Raw genomic sequence first — 17,727 nt, 5'->3', positions numbered from 1 at the left:
CGGTTGACGGCTGCCCAGCACGTCAGAAGGGGGCCCGGTGGCCGCACAGGCGCAACAGGAATCAGCGGTCGGCTCGGTTCACGACTCCGTACGCGACCGAGAGATCGGCGTGGAACAGGAACACCTGGACCGGGTGTACCGCCGCCTGGAGGAGAAGATCCACGAGGCCGAGTTCCTGATGGACGACGCCGCCCGGCGCGCCCAGGTCGGCACGCCCGGCGCGCTGGCCGAGCGGGACGCACAGGTCTTCCGGGCGGGCATCCACCTCAACCGGCTGAACAACGAGTTCGAGGACTTCCTCTTCGGCCGGATCGACCTGCTGCAGGGCAGGGACGGCAAGAAGGGCCCGGACGGCGCGTACACCGCGGTCGAGCCCGCCGAGGGGGCGGTCCGCCCGGACAACACCGCCGACATCGCCGAGACCCTGCACATCGGGCGCATCGGCGTCCTCGACGCGGAGTACGCGCCGCTGGTCATCGACTGGCGGGCGCCCGCCGCCGCGCCCTTCTACCGCTCCACCCCGGTCGACCCCGGCCGCGTCGTGCGCCGCCGCGTCATCCGCTCCAAGGGCCGCCGGGTCCTCGGTGTCGAGGACGACCTGATGCGGCCGGAGCTCACCGCCCGGCTGGACGGCCGCGAGCTGCCGGTGATCGGCGACGGCGCCCTGATGGCCGCTCTGGGCCGGGCCCGCTCCCACACCATGCGGGACATCGTCGCCTCCATCCAGGCCGAGCAGGACCTGGTGATCCGCGCCCCCGCCGCCTCCGTCACCCACGTCGAGGGCGGCCCCGGCACCGGCAAGACCGCCGTCGCCCTGCACCGCGCGGCCTATCTGCTCTACCAGGACCGGCGCCGGTACTCGGGCGGCATCCTGATCGTCTCCCCGACCCCGCTGCTGGTGGCGTACACCGAGGGCGTGCTGCCCTCGCTCGGTGAGGAGGGGCAGGTCGCCATCCGCGCCATCGGCTCACTGGTCGACGGTGCCGAGGCCACCCTGTACGACTCGCCGGGCACCGCCCGCGCCAAGGGCTCCGCCCGGATGCTCAAGGTGCTGCGCCGCGCCGCCCGCGGAGCTCTGGAGCTGAACGATTCGCCGCAGCGGTTGCGCGTGGTCGCCTTCGGCCGCCGTCTGGAGCTCGAGGCCGAGGCGCTGGCCGGCATCCGCCGCGCCGCCCTCGGCGGCACCGCCCCGGTGAACCTGCTGCGCCCGCGTGCCCGAAGGCTGCTCCTGGACGCCCTGTGGGAGCTGTCCGGCGCCGCCGCCCGGCACACCGACCCCGAGCTCGCCGCCGAACTGCGCTCCTCCTTCGACGAGGACGTGTCGGCGGAGGACTCCTTCACCGCCTTCCTCGACGCCTGGTGGCCGGAGCTGACCCCGGCGGCGGTGCTGGCCGCCATGGCCGACGAGCGGCGGCTGGGCCGCTGGTCCCGGCGGGTGCTCAACCCGGGCGAGGTGCGCCGGGTCGCCCGCTCGCTGCGCCGCGACGGCCGTTCGGTGCACGACATCGCCCTGCTCGACGAGCTGCAGGCGATCCTCGGCGCCCCGGCCCGCCCGGCCCGGAAGCGCGAACTGGATCCGCTGGAGCAGCTCACCGGCCTGGAGGAGCTGATGCCGCAGCGCGAGGAGAGCCGGCGCGAGCGTGCCGAGCGGCTGGCCCAGGAGCGCGTCGAGTACGCCCATGTCATCGTCGACGAGGCACAGGACCTCACGCCGATGCAGTGGCGGATGGTCGGCCGCCGCGGCCGGCACGCCACCTGGACGGTCGTCGGCGACCCGGCCCAGTCCTCCTGGTCCGACCCCGACGAGGCGGCCGAGGCCCGCGACGAGGCGCTCGGGACCCGGCCCCGGCGCCGCTTCCGGCTGACCGTGAACTACCGCAACCCGGCCGAGATCGCCGAGCTGGCCTCCCGGGTGCTCGCCCTGGCCATGCCGGGCTCCGAGTCGCCCTCGGCGGTGCGCTCCACGGGCGTCGAGCCGCGGTTCGCGGTCGCCGGGGAGTCGCTCGCCGGGTCCGTCCGGGCGGAGACCACGCGGCTGCTGGAGCGGGTCGACGGCACGGTCGGCGTCGTGGTGGCGATGAACCGCCGCGAGGAGGCCCGGCGGTGGCTCGCCGGGCTGGGCGACCGGGCGGTGGCCCTGGGCAGCCTGGAGGCCAAGGGTCTGGAGTACGACGCGACGGTCGTCGTCTCGCCGGCCGAGATCGCCGACGAGTCCCCGGCCGGTCTGCGGGTGCTCTACGTCGCGCTGACCCGGGCCACCCAGCAGCTGACGGTGGTCTCGGGGGAGCGGGACGAGCCGGATGCGGCCGGGGTGCCGGACCTGCTGCGCGACTGACGGATCCGGATCCGTCAGTCGCACCCACGGCCGCGGAGACACGCGCGGAAGCGTGAGACACGGAAGCGTGAGACACGGAAGCGTGAGGCCCGCACCGGCATCCGGTGCGGGCCTCACGCATGCGTCCCGTGCGCGACGCGTACGTTCACATGGCACCGACCCGCCATGCTCGCCTCGCGGCAAGTGGTCGCTCGAAGCGACGAAGGTTGGGCCCGGGGGCTTGGATCGGGCCGGTGCCACGTCCACGGTAACAAACGATCGCGGCGCGGCCATTCCCCTTCCGGGTGCCTTTTCCCGGCCTCCTGCTCCGCTGTCGGAGCCCCTTCCTTCGCGATCAGAATTCTCGTATGGTGGAAGTTATTTTCCGAAAGCACCGTCCGGTGTCGCGTCGTACGCGAACAAAACGTTCGCAATCCACGGCGGCTACCGCGTACTCAGCGGTAGGTGCGACGATCGGACGGCACAGCACAGCCTTACGGTGAAAGCAGAGGAAGTCGGCCATGGCAACGGCGCCCAGCGTCTCCTACTCGATGACGGTCCGGCTGGAGGTGCCCGCGAGCGGAACCGCCGTCTCACAGCTCACCACCGCCGTGGAGTCCTCCGGAGGCTCGGTGACCGGCCTCGACGTCACCGCTTCCGGCCACGAGAAGCTCCGGATCGACGTCACCGTCGCCGCCAGCTCCAGCTCCCACGCCGACGAGATCGTGGAGAAGCTGCGCGGCATCGAGGGCGTCACGCTGGGCAAGGTCTCCGACCGTACGTTCCTCATGCACCTCGGCGGCAAGATCGAGATGGCGTCCAAGCACCCCATCCGCAACCGCGACGACCTCTCCATGGTCTACACCCCCGGTGTCGCCCGGGTCTGCATGGCCATCGCCGAGAACCCCGAGGACGCCCGCCGGCTGACCATCAAGCGCAACTCCGTTGCGGTCGTGACGGACGGCTCCGCCGTGCTGGGCCTGGGCAACATCGGCCCCAAGGCGGCACTGCCCGTCATGGAGGGCAAGGCGGCCCTGTTCAAGCGGTTCGCCGGCATCGACGCCTGGCCGATCTGCCTCGACACCCAGGACACCGACGCGATCGTCGAGATCGTCAAGGCCATCGCCCCCGGGTTCGCCGGCATCAACCTGGAGGACATCTCCGCCCCGCGCTGCTTCGAGATCGAGGCGCGGCTGCGCGAGGCCCTGGACATCCCCGTCTTCCACGACGACCAGCACGGCACCGCCATCGTCGTCCTCGCCGCCCTCACCAACGCCCTGCGCGTGGTCGGCAAGGCGATCGAGGAGGTGCGCGTGGTGATGTCCGGCGCCGGCGCGGCCGGTACGGCGATCCTGAAGCTGCTGCTCGCCGCCGGTGTGAAGAACGCCGTCGTCGCCGACATCCACGGCGTGGTGCACGCCGGCCGCAAGGACCTCGTCGACGCCGCCCCCGGGTCGGCGCTGCGCTGGATCGCGGACAACACCAACCCCGAGGGCCTGACCGGCACCCTGAAGGAGGCGGTGCACGGAGCCGACGTCTTCATCGGTGTCTCCGCCCCCAACGTCCTCGACGGCGACGACGTGGCCGCCATGGCGGACGGCGCGATCGTGTTCGCGCTCGCGAACCCCGACCCCGAGGTCGACCCGGCAATCGCCCGGCAGACGGCCGCAGTTGTGGCCACCGGCCGCTCCGACTTCCCCAACCAGATCAACAACGTGCTGGTCTTCCCGGGTGTCTTCCGCGGTCTGCTGGACGCCCAGTCCCGCACGGTCAACACGGAGATGATGCTGGCCGCCGCGCAGGCCCTGGCAGACGTGGTGACCGAGGACGAGCTCAATCCGAACTACATCGTCCCCAGCGTCTTCAACGACAAGGTCGCCGGCGCCGTCGCCGGCGCGGTGCGGGACGCGGCGAAGGCGGCCGGAGCGACCGCGTAGCCGTTCGGCCTCTCCGGGCCTCAGCGGCGGCTGTGAGGAGTACCACGGTCGCCGCACCGGCGCGTCGCGGAACCGATGGGCCCGGCGCGCCCTCTAATGTGGCGGCCAGGCTCAGGCCCTCTCATCGTGTGACTCCCAAGGGTGTTCTCACGACTCCTGGGGGTGCCGGATTGGCTTTACCGCCGCAGGTGGAGGCAGGATGCCTCCCTGGGCGCGAGGGTCCGACAAGGGACCCGGGTCCGGGACCTCACCGGGGACCCTGGCAGCATCGGCTTGGCCGTGCCCATCATGCGGCTTGGCCGCGTGGCACGCCGCAACGGCAAGAAGAACACGGGAGTAACAACATGAACCGCAGTGAGCTGGTGGCCGCGCTGGCCGACCGCGCCGAGGTGACCCGCAAGGACGCCGACGCCGTGCTGGCCGCGTTCGCCGACGTCGTCGGCGACATCGTCTCCAAGGGGGACGAGAAGGTGACCATCCCCGGCTTCCTGACCTTCGAGCGCACCCACCGTGCCGCTCGCACCGCCCGCAACCCGCAGACCGGCGAGCCGATCCAGATCCCGGCCGGCTACAGCGTGAAGGTCTCCGCGGGCTCCAAGCTCAAGGAAGCCGCCAAGGGCAAGTGATTCCGGCCCCTGCGCCGCCGGACGGCGTACGGGGTGCACCGAACGCGCAAGGGGCGGCCACTCTCGGAGTGGCCGCCCCTTTGCGTACGAACCGTCAGCCGAGCACCTTGCCCGGCAGTTCCACCTTCGCGCCGAGCTCCATGAGCTTCTCCATGAAGTTCTCGTAGCCCCGGTTGATCAGCTCGATGCCGTGCACGCGGGAGGTGCCCTGGGCGGCCAGGGCGGCGATCAGATACGAGAAGCCGCCGCGCAGGTCGGGGATGACCAGGTCGGCGCCCTCCAGCTTGGTCGGGCCGGACACCACCGCCGAGTGCAGGAAGTTCCGCTGGCCGAAGCGGCAGTCGGAGCCGCCGAGACACTCGCGGTAGAGCTGGATGTGTGCACCCATCTGGTTCAGCGCCGAGGTGAAGCCGAGCCGGGACTCGTACACCGTCTCGTGGATGATGGACAGCCCGGTGGCCTGGGTGAGCGCCACCACCAGCGGCTGCTGCCAGTCGGTCTGGAAGCCGGGGTGCACGTCGGTCTCCAGGGCGATGGACTTCAGCTGCCCGCCCGGGTGCCAGAAGCGGATGCCCTCGTCCTCGATCTCGAAGGCGCCGCCCACCTTCCGGTAGGTGTTCAGGAACGTCATCATCGAGCGCTGCTGGGCACCGCGGACGTAGATGTTGCCCTCCGTCGCCAGCGCCGCCGAGGCCCAGGACGCGGCCTCCAGGCGGTCCGGCAGGGCGCGGTGGTTGTAGCCGCCGAGCTTGTCCACACCGGTGACGCGGATGGTCCGGTCGGTGTCCATCGCGATGATCGCGCCCATCTTCTGCAGGACGCAGATCAGGTCCTCGATCTCCGGCTCCACGGCCGCGTTGGACAGCACGGTGACGCCCTCGGCGAGCACGGCCGTCAGCAGCACCTGCTCGGTCGCGCCCACCGACGGGTACGGCAGCCGGATCTTCGTACCGCGCAGCCGCTGCGGCGCCTCCAGATACTGGCCGTCCGCCCGCTTCTCGATCGTCGCGCCGAACTGCCGCAGCACGTCGAAGTGGAAGTCGATGGGCCGCCCGCCGATGTCGCAGCCGCCGAGCCCGGGGATGAAGGCGTGCCCGAGGCGGTGCAGCAGCGGCCCGCAGAACAGGATCGGGATCCGGCTGGAACCCGCGTGGGCATCGATGTCGGCGACGTTCGCGCTCTCCACGTGCGTGGGGTCGAGCACCAGCTCGCCCGGCTCCTCGCCCGGACGGACCGTCACCCCGTGCAGCTGCAGCAGCCCGCGCACGACCCTCACGTCACGGATGTCCGGCACGTTGCGCAGCCGGCTCGGCGCGCTGCCGAGCAGCGCGGCCACCATGGCCTTCGGTACCAGGTTCTTCGCACCGCGGACACGGATCTCGCCCTCCAGCGGGGTTCCGCCGTGGACCAGCATTACGTCATCAGCGCCGTTGACGGTCATGAATCTCGCGTTCCGTGGGTGGGGCAGGGGGCAGGAGGCACAGCGTAATCGCCTTTCACCCCCCTTCTGTAAGCCTGCGCACCGCACCGGGACGTCATAGCTCTGTCACAACACGAACGGTTCGCCGCCGGGCACGTGGCGTCACGGCCCCGCACGTGCGCGTGCGGTGCACCTCTGCGCCTGACCAGGCTCCGCACCGGGGCGCCCGATTGCCTCCCCACGGGCAGGCAGGATGCGGGATCATGTCTGGCATGACCGAGGTGTCCTCGCTCACAGGGCGGCTGCTCGTGGCCACCCCTGCCCTGGCGGACCCGAACTTCGACCGTGCGGTGGTGCTCCTTCTCGACCACGACGAGGAGGGCTCCCTCGGTGTCGTCCTCAACCGCCCGACGCCGGTCGGCGTGGGCGACATCCTGGAGGGCTGGGCGGACCTGGCCGGCGAGCCCGGCGTCGTCTTCCAGGGCGGCCCGGTCTCCCTCGACTCCGCCCTCGGTGTCGCGGTCGTCCCCGGCGCGGCGGCCGGCGAGACCGCGCCCCTGGGCTGGCGCCGGGTGCACGGGGCGATCGGCCTGGTGGACCTGGAGGCCCCGCCGGAGCTGCTGGCCCCCGCGGTCGGCTCGTTGCGGATCTTCGCCGGATACGCGGGCTGGGGCCCCGGCCAGCTGGAGGAGGAGCTGTCGGAGGGCGCCTGGTACGTGGTCGAGTCCGAGCCCGGTGACGTGTCCTCCCCGGTGCCCGAGCGGCTCTGGCGCGAGGTGCTGCGCCGCCAGCGCAACGAACTGGCGATGGTGGCGACGTACCCGGACGACCCTTCGCTCAACTGAACCGCGCGGGCTTAAGTACCCTTGACTCCTATGAGCACTCTCGAGCCCGAGCGCGGGACTGGTACGGGGACCCTCGTCGAGCCGACGCCGCAGGTCTCCCACGGTGACGGCGACCACGAGCGCTTCGCCCACTACGTCCAGAAGGACAAGATCATGGCGAGCGCTCTCGACGGCACCCCCGTCGTGGCGCTGTGCGGCAAGGTCTGGGTGCCGGGCCGTGACCCGAAGAAGTACCCGGTGTGCCCCATGTGCAAGGAGATCTACGAGTCCATGAGCTCCGGCGGCGACGAGGGCAAGGGCGGCGACAAGAAGTAGCCCCGGCCCGGCCGGGCCCCGTTCCCGCTCCCGCTCCTGATCCTGCCCCGGGCGGGATGTCCGGCTGAGACCTGTGAGGCCCTCGGTGCGCGTTTCGGCGCGTTCCGGGGGCCTTTGTGCTGCTCTGCGCCGGTCTGCCGCCCCGTGGCGTTGCACAGGGTGCGCCGGGCGGTCACAGAGTGGTTGAGACCTCTTGTGGGGCCGTTCATCCAGTACTTAGCCTCCGTGGTGTTGTGCAGAGCAAAACCGTCATTGCGTATGTTGCAACACCCTCTCGGAGGCTCGCTCCATGAAACTCCCCGTCCGCCTGGCCCTGCTCCTCACCCTCGTGGCCGCCACCGCCTGCGCCCCGCAGACGTCCGACAACTCCTCCTCCGGCAAGGACGACAAGACCGGCACCCTCCGGGTCTGGCTCTTCCAGGAGGTCGGCAACCAGCCGAAGGAGGCGGTCGTCGACACGGTTCTGGCCGACTTCGAGAAGGCCCACGAGGGCACCGAGGTCACCGTCGAGTACATCCCCGTCGAGACCCGTGCCCAGCGCATCAAGGCCGCCTTCAACGACCCGGCCAGCGCCCCCGACGTCATCGAGTACGGCAACACCGACACCGCCGGATACGTGAAGGACGGCGGGCTCCTCGACGTCACCGCCGAGTTCGCCGCCTGGGACGAGGCCAAGGACACCGACCCCACGGCCCGGCAGTCGGTCACCGTGGACGGCAAGGTCTACGGCGCCCCGTACTTCGTCGGCGTACGCGCCCTGTACTACCGCACCGACGTCTTCGAGCGGCTCGGCCTCGACGTCCCCAGGACCCTCGACGAGGTCGGGTCCGCCGCGGAGGCGGTCCGCGCCGCCGAGCCCGACCTGTACGGCATCGCCGTCGGCGGCGCCTACACCTACGGCGCCATGCCGTTCATCTGGGCCCACGGCGGCGAACTCGCCACCGGCAAGGGCGGTTCGTACGCCGCCGCCATCGACAGCGCCGCCGCGCAGCAGGGCATCGAGGCGTACACCTCCCTCTTCGGCGACGACAACTGCCCCGCCGCCAAGTGCGCCGGCATGGGCGGCAACGACACCGTCACCGCGTTCGCCTCCGGCAAGGCGGCCATGGCGATAGCCGGCAACTTCAGCCACCAGGCCGTGGAGGCGGGCAAGGTCAAGGGCAACTACGCGGTCGTCCCGCTGCCCGGCGTGGAGCGCGGCTCCATCGCCCCCGCCTTCGCGGGCGGCAACAACATCGGTGTCCTGAAGAGCACCTCCCACCGGACCCTCGCCGTCGACCTGATGAAGCGGCTGGCGTCCAAGCAGACGCAGGCGCAGCTGTTCGACGAGATGGGCTTCCTGCCCACCTTCGCCGACGTCCGGCAGCAGGCGGCGGCGAAGGACCCGTTCGTGAAGCCGTTCGTCGACACGCTCGCCGCGGGCACCAGGTTCGTGCCGGCCTCGCCGGCGTGGGCCCAGATCGACTCGTCGCTGGTGCTGCCGACGATGTTCCAGGAGGTCGTCAGCGGCAGGAAGGAGGTGCCGGCCGCGGCGGGGGACGCCGCGCGGAGGATGAACGAGGCGTTCGGCTCCGCCGGATGAGCGGGGTGCGGAGCCGGAACCCCGGTACCCCCTGGCTCTATCTCGCCCCTGCCCTCGTCGTCCTCGGCGGACTGCTCGTCTATCCCGTCTACCAGCTCGGGCTGATCTCGTTCCTGGAGTACACGCAGGCCCAGGTCAGCGGCGGGGAGCCGACCCGGTTCCGGGGGCTGGGGAACTACGCCGAGCTGTTCGGGGACCCGCGGTTCTGGCAGGTGCTGCTGGCCACCGTGGTGTTCGCGGCGGCGTGCGTGGTGTCGACCCTGGCAGTCGGCTGTGCCCTCGCCGTGCTGCTCACGCGCGTGCGTGCGGTGCCGCGGCTGGCGCTGATGCTGGCCGCGCTGGGCGCGTGGGCCACCCCGGCGGTCACCGGGTCGACGGTCTGGCTGATGCTGTTCGACCCGGACTTCGGCCCGGTCAACCGCCTCCTCGGCCTCGGCGACCACTCCTGGACGTACGGCCGCTACAGCGCCTTCCTCCTCGTCCTGCTCGAAGTGGTCTGGTGCTCCTTCCCGTTCGTGATGGTCACCGTCTACGCCGGCATCCGCGCCGTACCCGTCGAGGTGCTGGAGGCCGCCGCCCTGGACGGCGCCTCGCAGTGGCGGATCTGGCGCTCGGTGCTCGCACCGATGCTGCGGCCGATCCTGGTGGTCGTCACCATCCAGTCGGTCATCTGGGACTTCAAGATCTTCACGCAGATCTACGTCATGACGAACGGCGGCGGCATCGCCGGGCAGAACCTGGTCCTGAACGTGTACGCCTATCAGAAGGCGTTCGCCTCCTCGGAGTACAGCCTCGGCTCCGCGATCGGCGTCGTGATGCTGCTGATCCTGCTCGCAGTGACCCTCGTGTACCTGCGGCTGCTGCGGCGCCAGGGGGAGGAGCTGTGAGAATCTCGCGCGCGCGTGTGCGCCGTCCGTGGCGGCTGGCCGCCGAGGTCTCGGCGCTGCTGATCGCGGTCGTCGTCGCCTTCCCGCTGTACTGGATGGTGCTCAGCGCCTTCAAACCGGCCGGGGAGATCGAGTCGGCCGAGCCCCGCCCGTGGACGGCCGCCCCGTCGCTGGACTCCTTCCGGCGCGTCTTCGAGCAGCAGGAATTCGGCCGCTACTTTCTCAACAGCCTGATCGTCGCGGGCGCCGTGGTGATCGCCTCCGCGCTGATCGCGTTTCTCGCGGCGACGGCCGTGACCCGATTCCGGTTCCGCTTCCGGACCACTCTGCTGATCATGTTCCTGGTGGCCCAGATGGTGCCGGTGGAAGCCCTCACGATCCCCCTCTTCTTCCTCATGCGGGACTTCGGCCAGCTGAACACGCTGGGATCGCTGATCCTGCCCCACATCGCGTTCTCGCTGCCGTTCGCGATCTGGATGCTGCGGGGCTTCGTGAAAGCCGTGCCCGAGGCCCTGGAGGAGGCCGCCTGCCTGGACGGCGCGAGCCGGGCGCGATTCCTCTGGCAGATGCTTTTCCCGCTCGTCTTCCCGGGGCTGGTGGCGACCAGTGTGTTCTCCTTCATATCGACCTGGAACGACTTCCTGTTCGCCAAGTCGTTCATCATCAGCGACACCTCCCAGTCCACCCTCCCGATGGCGCTGCTGGTCTTCTACAACCCGGACGAGCCGGACTGGGGCGGGGTGATGGCGGGTTCCACGGTGATGACGATTCCGGTGCTGGTGTTCTTCGTGCTCGTACAGCGACGGCTGGTCTCCGGACTGGGCGGAGCGGTCAAGGACTGAGGTGGATTCACGGATGGATCTGATTCCCGCGCCCCGCAGCGTCACCGCGGGTTCCGGCGAGGTGCGGCTCACGGAGCACTCCCGGCTCCGCGCCGGCCGCGGCACGGAGGGTGCCGGCCGCCGGCTGCGCACCGACCTCTCGCAGGCCACCGGTCTGCCGCTGCACGAGGCGCGCGAGTCCGACGGCGCCCGCGACGACGGCATCCGCCTCCGGCTCGCCCCCCGGCTGGGCCCCGAGGAGTACCGCCTGGTCAGCGACCGGACCGGGGTCCTCATCGAGGGCGGCACCGCGGCGGGTGTCTTCCTGGGCGCGCAGACGCTCCGGCAGCTCCTGGGCGCCGACGCGTTCCGCAGCGCCCCGCTGGGCCGGGACCGGCCCTGGGCCGTACCGCACGTCACGATCGAGGACGGCCCGCGATTCCGCTGGCGCGGATTCATGCTCGACGTCGCCCGGCACTTCATGCCCAAGGACGGCGTGCTGCGCTATCTGGATCTGCTGGCGGTGCACAAACTCAACGTCTTCCACTTCCATCTGACGGACGACCAGGGCTGGCGCATCGAGATCGGGCGGTACCCGGAGCTGACCGCCACCGGCGCCTGGCGGGCCCGCACCAAATTCGGCCACCGGGCCTCGCCGCTGTGGGAGGACAAGCCGCACGGTGGCTACTACACCCAGGACGACATCCGCGAGATCGTCGCCTACGCCGCCGAACGGCACATCACCGTCGTCCCCGAAATCGACGTACCCGGACACTCGCAGGCCGCCGTCGCCGCGTATCCGGAACTCGGCAACACCGATGTCGTCGACACCGCCGCGCTGTCCGTCTGGGACAGCTGGGGCGTCTCCCCGAACATCCTGGCCCCCACCGACCGCACCCTGTGTTTCTACGAGGGCGTCCTGGAGGAGGTCCTCGCGCTGTTCCCCTCGGAGTTCATCCACATCGGCGGCGACGAATGCCCCAAGGACCAGTGGCGGAGCTCGCCCGCGGCGCAGGCCCGCATCGAGGAACTCGGGCTCGCCGACGAGGACGCGCTGCAGTCCTGGTTCATCCGGCATTTCGACGGCTGGCTCCGCGCGCGCGGGCGGCGGCTCATCGGCTGGGACGAGATTCTCGAGGGCGGACTCGCCGACGGGGCGGCGGTGTCGTCCTGGCGCGGCTACGCCGGCGGGATCGCCGCCGCGCGGGCCGGGCACGACGTCGTCATGTGCCCGGAGCAGCAGGTGTATCTGGATCACCGTCAGGACCCGGGCGCGGACGAGCCGGTGCCGATCGGGTACGTGCGCACCCTGGAGGACGTCTACCGGTTCGAGCCGGTTCCGCCCGAGCTGACACCGCAGGAGGCCCGGCACGTGCTGGGCGCCCAGGCCAATGCGTGGACCGAGGTGATGGAGAGCCCCGCCCGCGTCGACTACCAGGTCTTCCCGCGGCTCGCCGCGTTCGCGGAGGTCGCCTGGAGCACCCTGCCGGCCCCCGCTGAGCGGGACTTCGCCGGCTTCGACCGCCGGATGGCCGCCCACTACCGGCGGCTGGACGCGCTCGGTGTGGCCTACCGCCCGCCCGCCGGGCCCCGGCCGTGGCAGCGCCGCCCGGGAGTGCTCGGCCGGCCGATCGACGGCCCGCCGCCGATCAAGTAGCCGGGTAAGTGCGGAAGAACGCCGCAACCATCACCGAAGAGTGGCAATCTCCACGGTGCGCCTGCACTGTGAAGATGTCGTGTGAAAACGGACCATCTCCTCGGTGACGGGGCGAACGTCTCCTAGCGGACCCCCGCGTTCGGCCCCCGCGAAGATGTGCCAGAGTTGCCACGTCCGCCCTGTCAGCACGTACCGTACGGCAGCACAGGCGCGACCCGGTGGGACAGCGGGAAGGGGCAGCCGGTTTGAGCACGCAGACACCGCAGACGGCGCAGGCCGTCACGCTGCCCGCGACACTGGACGAGGCCGTCGCGGCGCTCACCGCCATGCCCGCCGCCGTCCCGGTGGCGGGCGGCACCGATCTGATGACCTCCGTCAACTCCGGACAGCTCAGGCCCGCCGCCCTGGTCGGTCTCGGCCGGATCAGCGAGATCCGCGGCTGGCAGTACCAGGACGGGCACGCGCTGCTCGGCGCCGGACTCACCCACGCCCGCATGGGCCGCCCCGACTTCGCCGCCCTCATCCCGGCGCTGGCCGCAGCCGCGCGCGCGGCGGGCCCGCCGCACATCCGCAACGCCGGCACCCTCGGCGGCAACATCGCCTCGGCCGCCCCGACGGGTGACGCGCTGCCGGTGCTGGCCGCCCTGGAGGCGACGCTGATCGTCGCGAGTCCGGGCGGGGCCCGCCGGGAGATCCCGGTGTCGCACCTGCTCGCCGGGATGGAGCTGCTCCGCCCCGGCGAGCTCATCGGCTTCGTGAGGGTGCCGCTGCTGCACGCCCCGCAGGTCTTCCTCAAGGCGACCGGCCGGACCGGACCGGGCCGCGCGATCGCCTCCGTCGCCCTCGTGCTCGACCCGGCCCGGCGCGGGGTGCGCTGCGCCGTCGGCGCCATCGCCCCCCTGCCGCTGCGGCCCCTGGACGCCGAGCAGTGGGTCGGCGGCCTCATCGACTGGGACAACGACCGGGCGATCGTCCCCGAGGCCGTGCACGCCTTCGGGGAGTACGTCGCCGCGGCCTGCATCCCCGATCCGGCCCCGGCCGAGGACGGTTCCGCGGGGCAGCTCCCGCCCGCCGTACTGCACCTGCGGCGCACCGTCGCCGCGCTGGCCCGACGAGCACTGGGGAGGGCGCTGTCGTGACCGACGACCAGCACGGGGGCCGGCACCCCGAGGGCACCGGGCGGCCCGGCGGACGCTGGGACCCGCTGCCCCAGGGCGACTACGACGACGGCGCCACCGCCTTCGTGCAGCTGCCCGAGGGCGGCGTCGACGCGTTGCTCGCGGCCGCGGACAGCCCGCTCGCCGCGCCCGGCCACGGCTACACGCCCCCGCAGATCACCGTCACCCCCGCCACCACCGGGACCGACCCGGCCGCCACCGGCAGCTGGACGATGCCGGACGTGCCGGCCGACGGGCCCCAGTGGCCCGTTCCGGACTCCGACGGCCCGTACGCGGGCCACCATCAGGACCCCTACGGCGCGGCCGGGCAGCAGCCCCCCGTGGTGGACGACCGGTTCGGATACGACGCGGGGGCGGGAGCCACCGGCCAGTGGAGCGTCGCCGGGCCCGCCGCCCCTGAGGCGGCCGGCGACGCGCCGACCGCACCCGGCCACGACGTGACCGGACAGTGGTCGATCCCGGTGGCCGACGGCGACCTCCCGGACGAATCGGGCGAGTTCCCCGCGTCGTCCCTGGCCGACCAGTGGAACGGCACGGCGCCCGCCACCCTCCCCGGCGGGGCCCCCGCCCCCTGGGCTCCCCAGGCGGCCGGAGCGCCCTGGGGCGACCGGCCTCGACAGCCCGGCGCCGTGCCCCCGGCCGACGAGCCGGACGGCGGGGAACCGGAGGCGGCCGCCGCCTCCGGGACCGTCGAGGCCCCCGCGGCCCCCTCGGCCCCCGGGGCCGACGGCGACTCCCGGGGTCCGGAGCAGACCGCCGCTCCCGAGACCACCGGGGCGGCCCCGCCGCCCCCCGCGGGCCCGGCCGAGCCCCCGGCGGACCGCGCCCGGACCGCGGCGACCTCGGAACCCGGATCCGCGCCGGACGACCCGGCCCGGGCACCGGCCACGGCCGAACCCGCAGCCGGCCCCGGACCCGCCGCTGCCGCCGGACCCTCCGCCACCCCCGCCGCGGATCCCGAGCAGGACGCGACCGACGCCCCCACCACACCCGACCCCACCCCCGTACCCCCGCAGGACCCCGCCGTCCCCGGCGGCGGCCACCACGACGAGCACCCCCTCGCCTCCTACGTGCTCCGGGTCAACGGCGCCGACCGCCCCGTCACCGACGCCTGGATCGGCGAGTCCCTGCTGTACGTGCTGCGGGAGCGGCTCGGACTCGCGGGCGCCAAGGACGGCTGCTCCCAGGGCGAGTGCGGCGCCTGCAACGTCCAGGTCGACGGGCGGCTGGTCGCCTCCTGCCTGGTGCCCGCCGTGACCACCGCGGGCAGCGAGGTCCGCACCGTCGAGGGCCTGGCCGCCGACGGGCGGCCGTCGGACGTGCAGCGGGCGCTGGCCCGGTGCGGCGCGGTGCAGTGCGGGTTCTGCGTCCCCGGCATCGCGATGACACTGCACGATCTGCTCGAGGGCAACCCGGCGCCCACCGCGCTGGAGACCCGCCAGGCGCTGTGCGGCAACCTGTGCCGGTGCTCCGGCTACCGGGGCGTCCTGCGCGCCGTCGAGGAGGTCGTCGCCGAGCGCGAGGCGACCACCGCGGCCGAGGCGCCCGGCACCGACGACGGCCGCGACACCCGGGACGGCTTGGGCGGCCACGACGCCCACGGTTCCCGGGACGCCCATGGCAGCCAGGCCGCCCAAGCCCCCCACGAACCGCCCGGAACCGGCGTCGGCGAGCCCCGTATCCCGCACCAGGCAGGCCCCGGCGCGGGCGGCGTGCACCCCTCGGCGTTCGAGACCCCGGACACCGACCAGCCCCACGGCGACCGGTCGTACGGCCAGGACGGAGGCCACGCGTGAGCCACGAAGCCGCCACCGCGGAGGCCGCCCCCGCCGCCGAACCGATCCCGCACGGACTCGGCGCCTCCCTGCCGCCCGCCGACGCGCGCGCCAAGACGGAGGGCACCTTCCCCTACGCCGCCGACCTGTGGGCCGAGGGCCTGCTGTGGGCGGCGGTGCTGCGCTCCCCGCACCCGCACGCGCGGATCGTGTCCATCGACACCTCCCACGCGCGCGAGATGCCCGGTGTCCGCGCGGTCGTCACCCACGAGGACGTGCCCGGCGCGACGCTGCACGGCCGCGGCCGTGCCGACCGACCCGTCTTCGCCTCCGAGGTGGTGCGCCACCACGGCGAACCCATCGCCGCCGTCGCCGCGGACCACCCGGACACCGCGCGGATGGCCGCCGCCGCGGTCATCGTCGAGTACGAGGCGCTCGATCCGGTCATCGACCCCGAGCAGGCCTTCGAGGCGGAGCCGCTGCACCCCGACGGCAACCTGATCCGGCACATCCCGCTGCGGCACGGCGACCCGGACGCGGACGGCGAGATCGTCGTCGAGGGGCTGTACCGCATCGGCCGCCAGGACCCCGCGCCCGTCGGCGCCGAGGCAGGCCTCGCCGTGCCCCGCCCCGACGGCGGCGTGGAGCTGTACGTGGCCTCCACCGACCCGCACACCGACCGCGACACCGCCGCAGCCTGCTACGGCCTGTCCCCCGAACGGGTGAAGATCGTGGTCACCGGGGTGCCGGGTGCCACCGCCGACCGCGAGGACCAGGGCTTCCAGCTGCCGCTCGGCCTGCTGGCGCTGCGGACCGGCTGCCCGGTGAAGCTGACCGCCACCCGTGAGGAGTCCTTCCTCGGCCACACCCACCGGCACCCCACCCTGCTGCGCTACCGCCACCACGCGGACGGCGAGGGCCGGCTGGTGAAGGTCGAGGCGCAGATCCTGCTCGACGCGGGCGCCTACGCCGACACCTCCTCCGACGCGCTGGCCGCCGCCGTCGGCTTCGCCTGCGGCCCGTACGTCGTGCCGAACGCGTTCATCGAGGGCTGGGCGGTGCGCACCAACAACCCGCCCTCCGGCCATGTCCGCGGCGAGGGTGCCATGCAGGTGTGCGCCGCGTACGAGGCGCAGATGGACAAGATCGCCAGGAAGCTGGGTCTGGACCCGGCCGAGGTGCGGCTGCGCAACGTCATGGCCACCGGGGACGTGCTGCCCACCGGCCAGACCGTGACCTGTCCGGCCCCGGTCGCCGAACTCCTCCAGGCGGTACGGGACTTCCCGCTGCCGCCGCTGCCCAAGGACCTCCCCGAGGAGGAGTGGCTGCTGCCCGGCGGCCCCGAGGGCGCCGGCGACCCCGGCGCGGTGCGTCGCGGCGTCGGCTACGGCCTCGGCATGGTGCACATGCTCGGCGCGGAGGGCGCCGACGAGGTCTCCACCGCCACCGTGAAGGTGCAGAACGGGGTGGCGACCGTGCTGTGCGCGGCCGTCGAGACCGGCCAGGGCTTCACCACGCTGGCCCGGCAGATCGTGCAGGAGACCCTCGGCGTCGACGAGGTGCAGGTGGCACCGGTCGACACCGACCAGCCCCCGGCCGGCGCCGGTTGCCGCGGCCGGCACACCTGGGTGTCGGGCGGCGCGGTGGAGCGGGCCGCCAAGATGGTCCGCACCCAGCTGCTCCAGCCGCTCGCCCACAAGTTCGGCATGTCGGCGGAGCTGCTGCAGATCACCGACGGCAAGATCACCTCGTACGACGGCGTGCTGTCCACGACCGTCACCGAGGCGCTGGACGGCAAGGAGCTGTGGGCCACCGCGCAGTGCCGCCCGCATCCCACCGAGCCGCTGGACGGCGCGGGCCAGGGTGACGCGTTCGTCGGCATGGCCTTCTGCGCGATCCGCGCGGTCGTCGACGTCGACATCGAGATCGGTTCGGTACGGGTGGTGGAGCTGGCCGTCGCCCAGGACGTCGGCCGCGTGCTGAACCCGGCCCAGCTGACCGCCCGGATCGAGGCCGGGGTCACGCAGGGCGTGGGCATCGCGCTGACGGAGAACCTGCGCACCCCGCGCGGTCTGATCCGCCACCCCGACCTGACCGGCTACGCCCTGCCGACCGCCCTGGACGCCCCGGACATCCGGATCGTGAAGCTGGTCGAGGAGCGGGACGTGGTGGCGCCGTTCGGCGCCAAGGCGGTCAGCGCGGCGCCCGTGGTGGCCTCCCCGGCGGCCGTCGCCTCCGCGGTGCGCGCGGCGACCGGCCGCCCGGTCAACCGGCTGCCGATCCGCCCGCAGGCGGCGGTGGTGACGGCGGAGCGGTGACGGCGGGGCGCGGGCCCGCCCCGAACCGGCGGCAGGACCCACGGGCGTAAGT

Annotated in this window: 13 protein-coding genes; 12 read left to right on the top strand and 1 reads right to left on the bottom strand. The window is 72.8% G+C overall.

Going from position 1 to position 17,727, the window contains the following annotated elements; genetic code table 11:
* Positions 1 to 37 precede the first annotated feature (37 nt).
* The 3 genes from V5O46_RS20905 to V5O46_RS20895 all read left to right on the top strand — a co-directional run bounded on the left by V5O46_RS20905 (position 38) and on the right by V5O46_RS20895 (position 4,877).
* The gene (locus V5O46_RS20905) at positions 38 to 2,335 is read left to right on the top strand and encodes a HelD family protein (RefSeq protein WP_332886161.1); all 2,298 of its coding nucleotides are present in this window, start codon (positions 38 to 40) and stop codon (positions 2,333 to 2,335) included.
* A 500-nt stretch (positions 2,336 to 2,835) separates the two neighbouring features.
* The gene (locus tag V5O46_RS20900; RefSeq protein WP_332886160.1) at positions 2,836 to 4,251 is read left to right on the top strand and encodes an NAD-dependent malic enzyme; all 1,416 of its coding nucleotides are present in this window, start codon (positions 2,836 to 2,838) and stop codon (positions 4,249 to 4,251) included.
* A gap of 344 nt (positions 4,252 to 4,595) precedes the next feature.
* Positions 4,596 to 4,877: an HU family DNA-binding protein gene (locus V5O46_RS20895; protein WP_003990598.1), complete on the top strand. Its 282-nt coding sequence runs from the start codon at positions 4,596 to 4,598 to the stop codon at positions 4,875 to 4,877.
* Between the two features lie 94 nt (positions 4,878 to 4,971).
* Here V5O46_RS20895 and murA read toward each other — a convergent pair whose 3' ends face one another.
* Positions 4,972 to 6,318 (bottom strand): UDP-N-acetylglucosamine 1-carboxyvinyltransferase, encoded by a 1,347-nt coding sequence (gene murA / locus V5O46_RS20890; protein WP_332886159.1) that lies wholly within the window; start codon positions 6,316 to 6,318, stop codon positions 4,972 to 4,974.
* A 251-nt stretch (positions 6,319 to 6,569) separates the two neighbouring features.
* Between murA and V5O46_RS20885 the strand changes: the two genes are divergently transcribed.
* The 9 genes from V5O46_RS20885 to V5O46_RS20845 all read left to right on the top strand — a co-directional run bounded on the left by V5O46_RS20885 (position 6,570) and on the right by V5O46_RS20845 (position 17,675).
* Positions 6,570 to 7,142, top strand: coding sequence for a YqgE/AlgH family protein (locus tag V5O46_RS20885; RefSeq protein ID WP_332886158.1), 573 nt, complete (start codon positions 6,570 to 6,572; stop codon positions 7,140 to 7,142).
* A gap of 30 nt (positions 7,143 to 7,172) precedes the next feature.
* Positions 7,173 to 7,457 (top strand): DUF3039 domain-containing protein, encoded by a 285-nt coding sequence (locus V5O46_RS20880; protein ID WP_332886157.1) that lies wholly within the window; start codon positions 7,173 to 7,175, stop codon positions 7,455 to 7,457.
* Positions 7,458 to 7,746: 289 nt separating this feature from the next.
* Entirely contained in the window at positions 7,747 to 9,039 is a 1,293-nt protein-coding gene (locus V5O46_RS20875; RefSeq protein WP_332886156.1) for an extracellular solute-binding protein, read from the top strand.
* Positions 9,036 to 9,926 (top strand): carbohydrate ABC transporter permease, encoded by an 891-nt coding sequence (locus tag V5O46_RS20870; protein WP_332886155.1) that lies wholly within the window; start codon positions 9,036 to 9,038, stop codon positions 9,924 to 9,926. Before V5O46_RS20875 ends, V5O46_RS20870 begins: the two co-directional genes overlap by 4 nt.
* On the top strand, positions 9,923 to 10,768 hold the full coding sequence (locus tag V5O46_RS20865) for a carbohydrate ABC transporter permease (RefSeq protein ID WP_332886154.1): 846 nt from the start codon (positions 9,923 to 9,925) through the stop codon (positions 10,766 to 10,768). The genes V5O46_RS20870 and V5O46_RS20865 overlap by 4 nt, the downstream gene beginning before the upstream one ends.
* 13 nt (positions 10,769 to 10,781) lie before the next feature.
* Positions 10,782 to 12,404, top strand: coding sequence for a beta-N-acetylhexosaminidase (locus V5O46_RS20860; RefSeq protein WP_332886153.1), 1,623 nt, complete (start codon positions 10,782 to 10,784; stop codon positions 12,402 to 12,404).
* Positions 12,405 to 12,649: 245 nt separating this feature from the next.
* Positions 12,650 to 13,543, top strand: a complete 894-nt coding sequence (locus tag V5O46_RS20855) for an FAD binding domain-containing protein (protein WP_332886152.1) — start codon at positions 12,650 to 12,652, stop codon at positions 13,541 to 13,543.
* Positions 13,540 to 15,378, top strand: a complete 1,839-nt coding sequence (locus V5O46_RS20850; protein ID WP_332886151.1) for a (2Fe-2S)-binding protein — start codon at positions 13,540 to 13,542, stop codon at positions 15,376 to 15,378. The genes V5O46_RS20855 and V5O46_RS20850 overlap by 4 nt, the downstream gene beginning before the upstream one ends.
* A complete protein-coding gene (locus V5O46_RS20845; RefSeq protein WP_332886150.1) occupies positions 15,375 to 17,675 on the top strand; it encodes a xanthine dehydrogenase family protein molybdopterin-binding subunit in 2,301 nt (766 codons plus the stop codon). Before V5O46_RS20850 ends, V5O46_RS20845 begins: the two co-directional genes overlap by 4 nt.
* Positions 17,676 to 17,727 lie beyond the last annotated feature (52 nt).

This window comes from Streptomyces poriticola (genome assembly GCF_036689765.1).
Taxonomy (GTDB): domain Bacteria; phylum Actinomycetota; class Actinomycetes; order Streptomycetales; family Streptomycetaceae; genus Streptomyces; species Streptomyces poriticola.
This window is presented reverse-complemented; position numbering and strand designations above follow the sequence as displayed.

Excerpts from the sequence above, each read along its gene's own strand:
- V5O46_RS20895 (WP_003990598.1), top strand. The coding sequence starts at position 4,596 with ATGAACCGCAGTGAGCTGGTGGCCGCGCTGGCCGACCGCGCCGAGGTG.
- V5O46_RS20870 (WP_332886155.1), top strand. The coding sequence starts at position 9,036 with ATGAGCGGGGTGCGGAGCCGGAACCCCGGTACCCCCTGGCTCTATCTC.
- V5O46_RS20880 (WP_332886157.1), top strand. The coding sequence starts at position 7,173 with ATGAGCACTCTCGAGCCCGAGCGCGGGACTGGTACGGGGACCCTCGTC.
- V5O46_RS20900 (WP_332886160.1), top strand. The coding sequence starts at position 2,836 with ATGGCAACGGCGCCCAGCGTCTCCTACTCGATGACGGTCCGGCTGGAG.
- V5O46_RS20885 (WP_332886158.1), top strand. The coding sequence starts at position 6,570 with ATGACCGAGGTGTCCTCGCTCACAGGGCGGCTGCTCGTGGCCACCCCT.
- murA (WP_332886159.1), bottom strand. The coding sequence starts at position 6,318 with ATGACCGTCAACGGCGCTGATGACGTAATGCTGGTCCACGGCGGAACC.
- V5O46_RS20860 (WP_332886153.1), top strand. The coding sequence starts at position 10,782 with ATGGATCTGATTCCCGCGCCCCGCAGCGTCACCGCGGGTTCCGGCGAG.
- V5O46_RS20875 (WP_332886156.1), top strand. The coding sequence starts at position 7,747 with ATGAAACTCCCCGTCCGCCTGGCCCTGCTCCTCACCCTCGTGGCCGCC.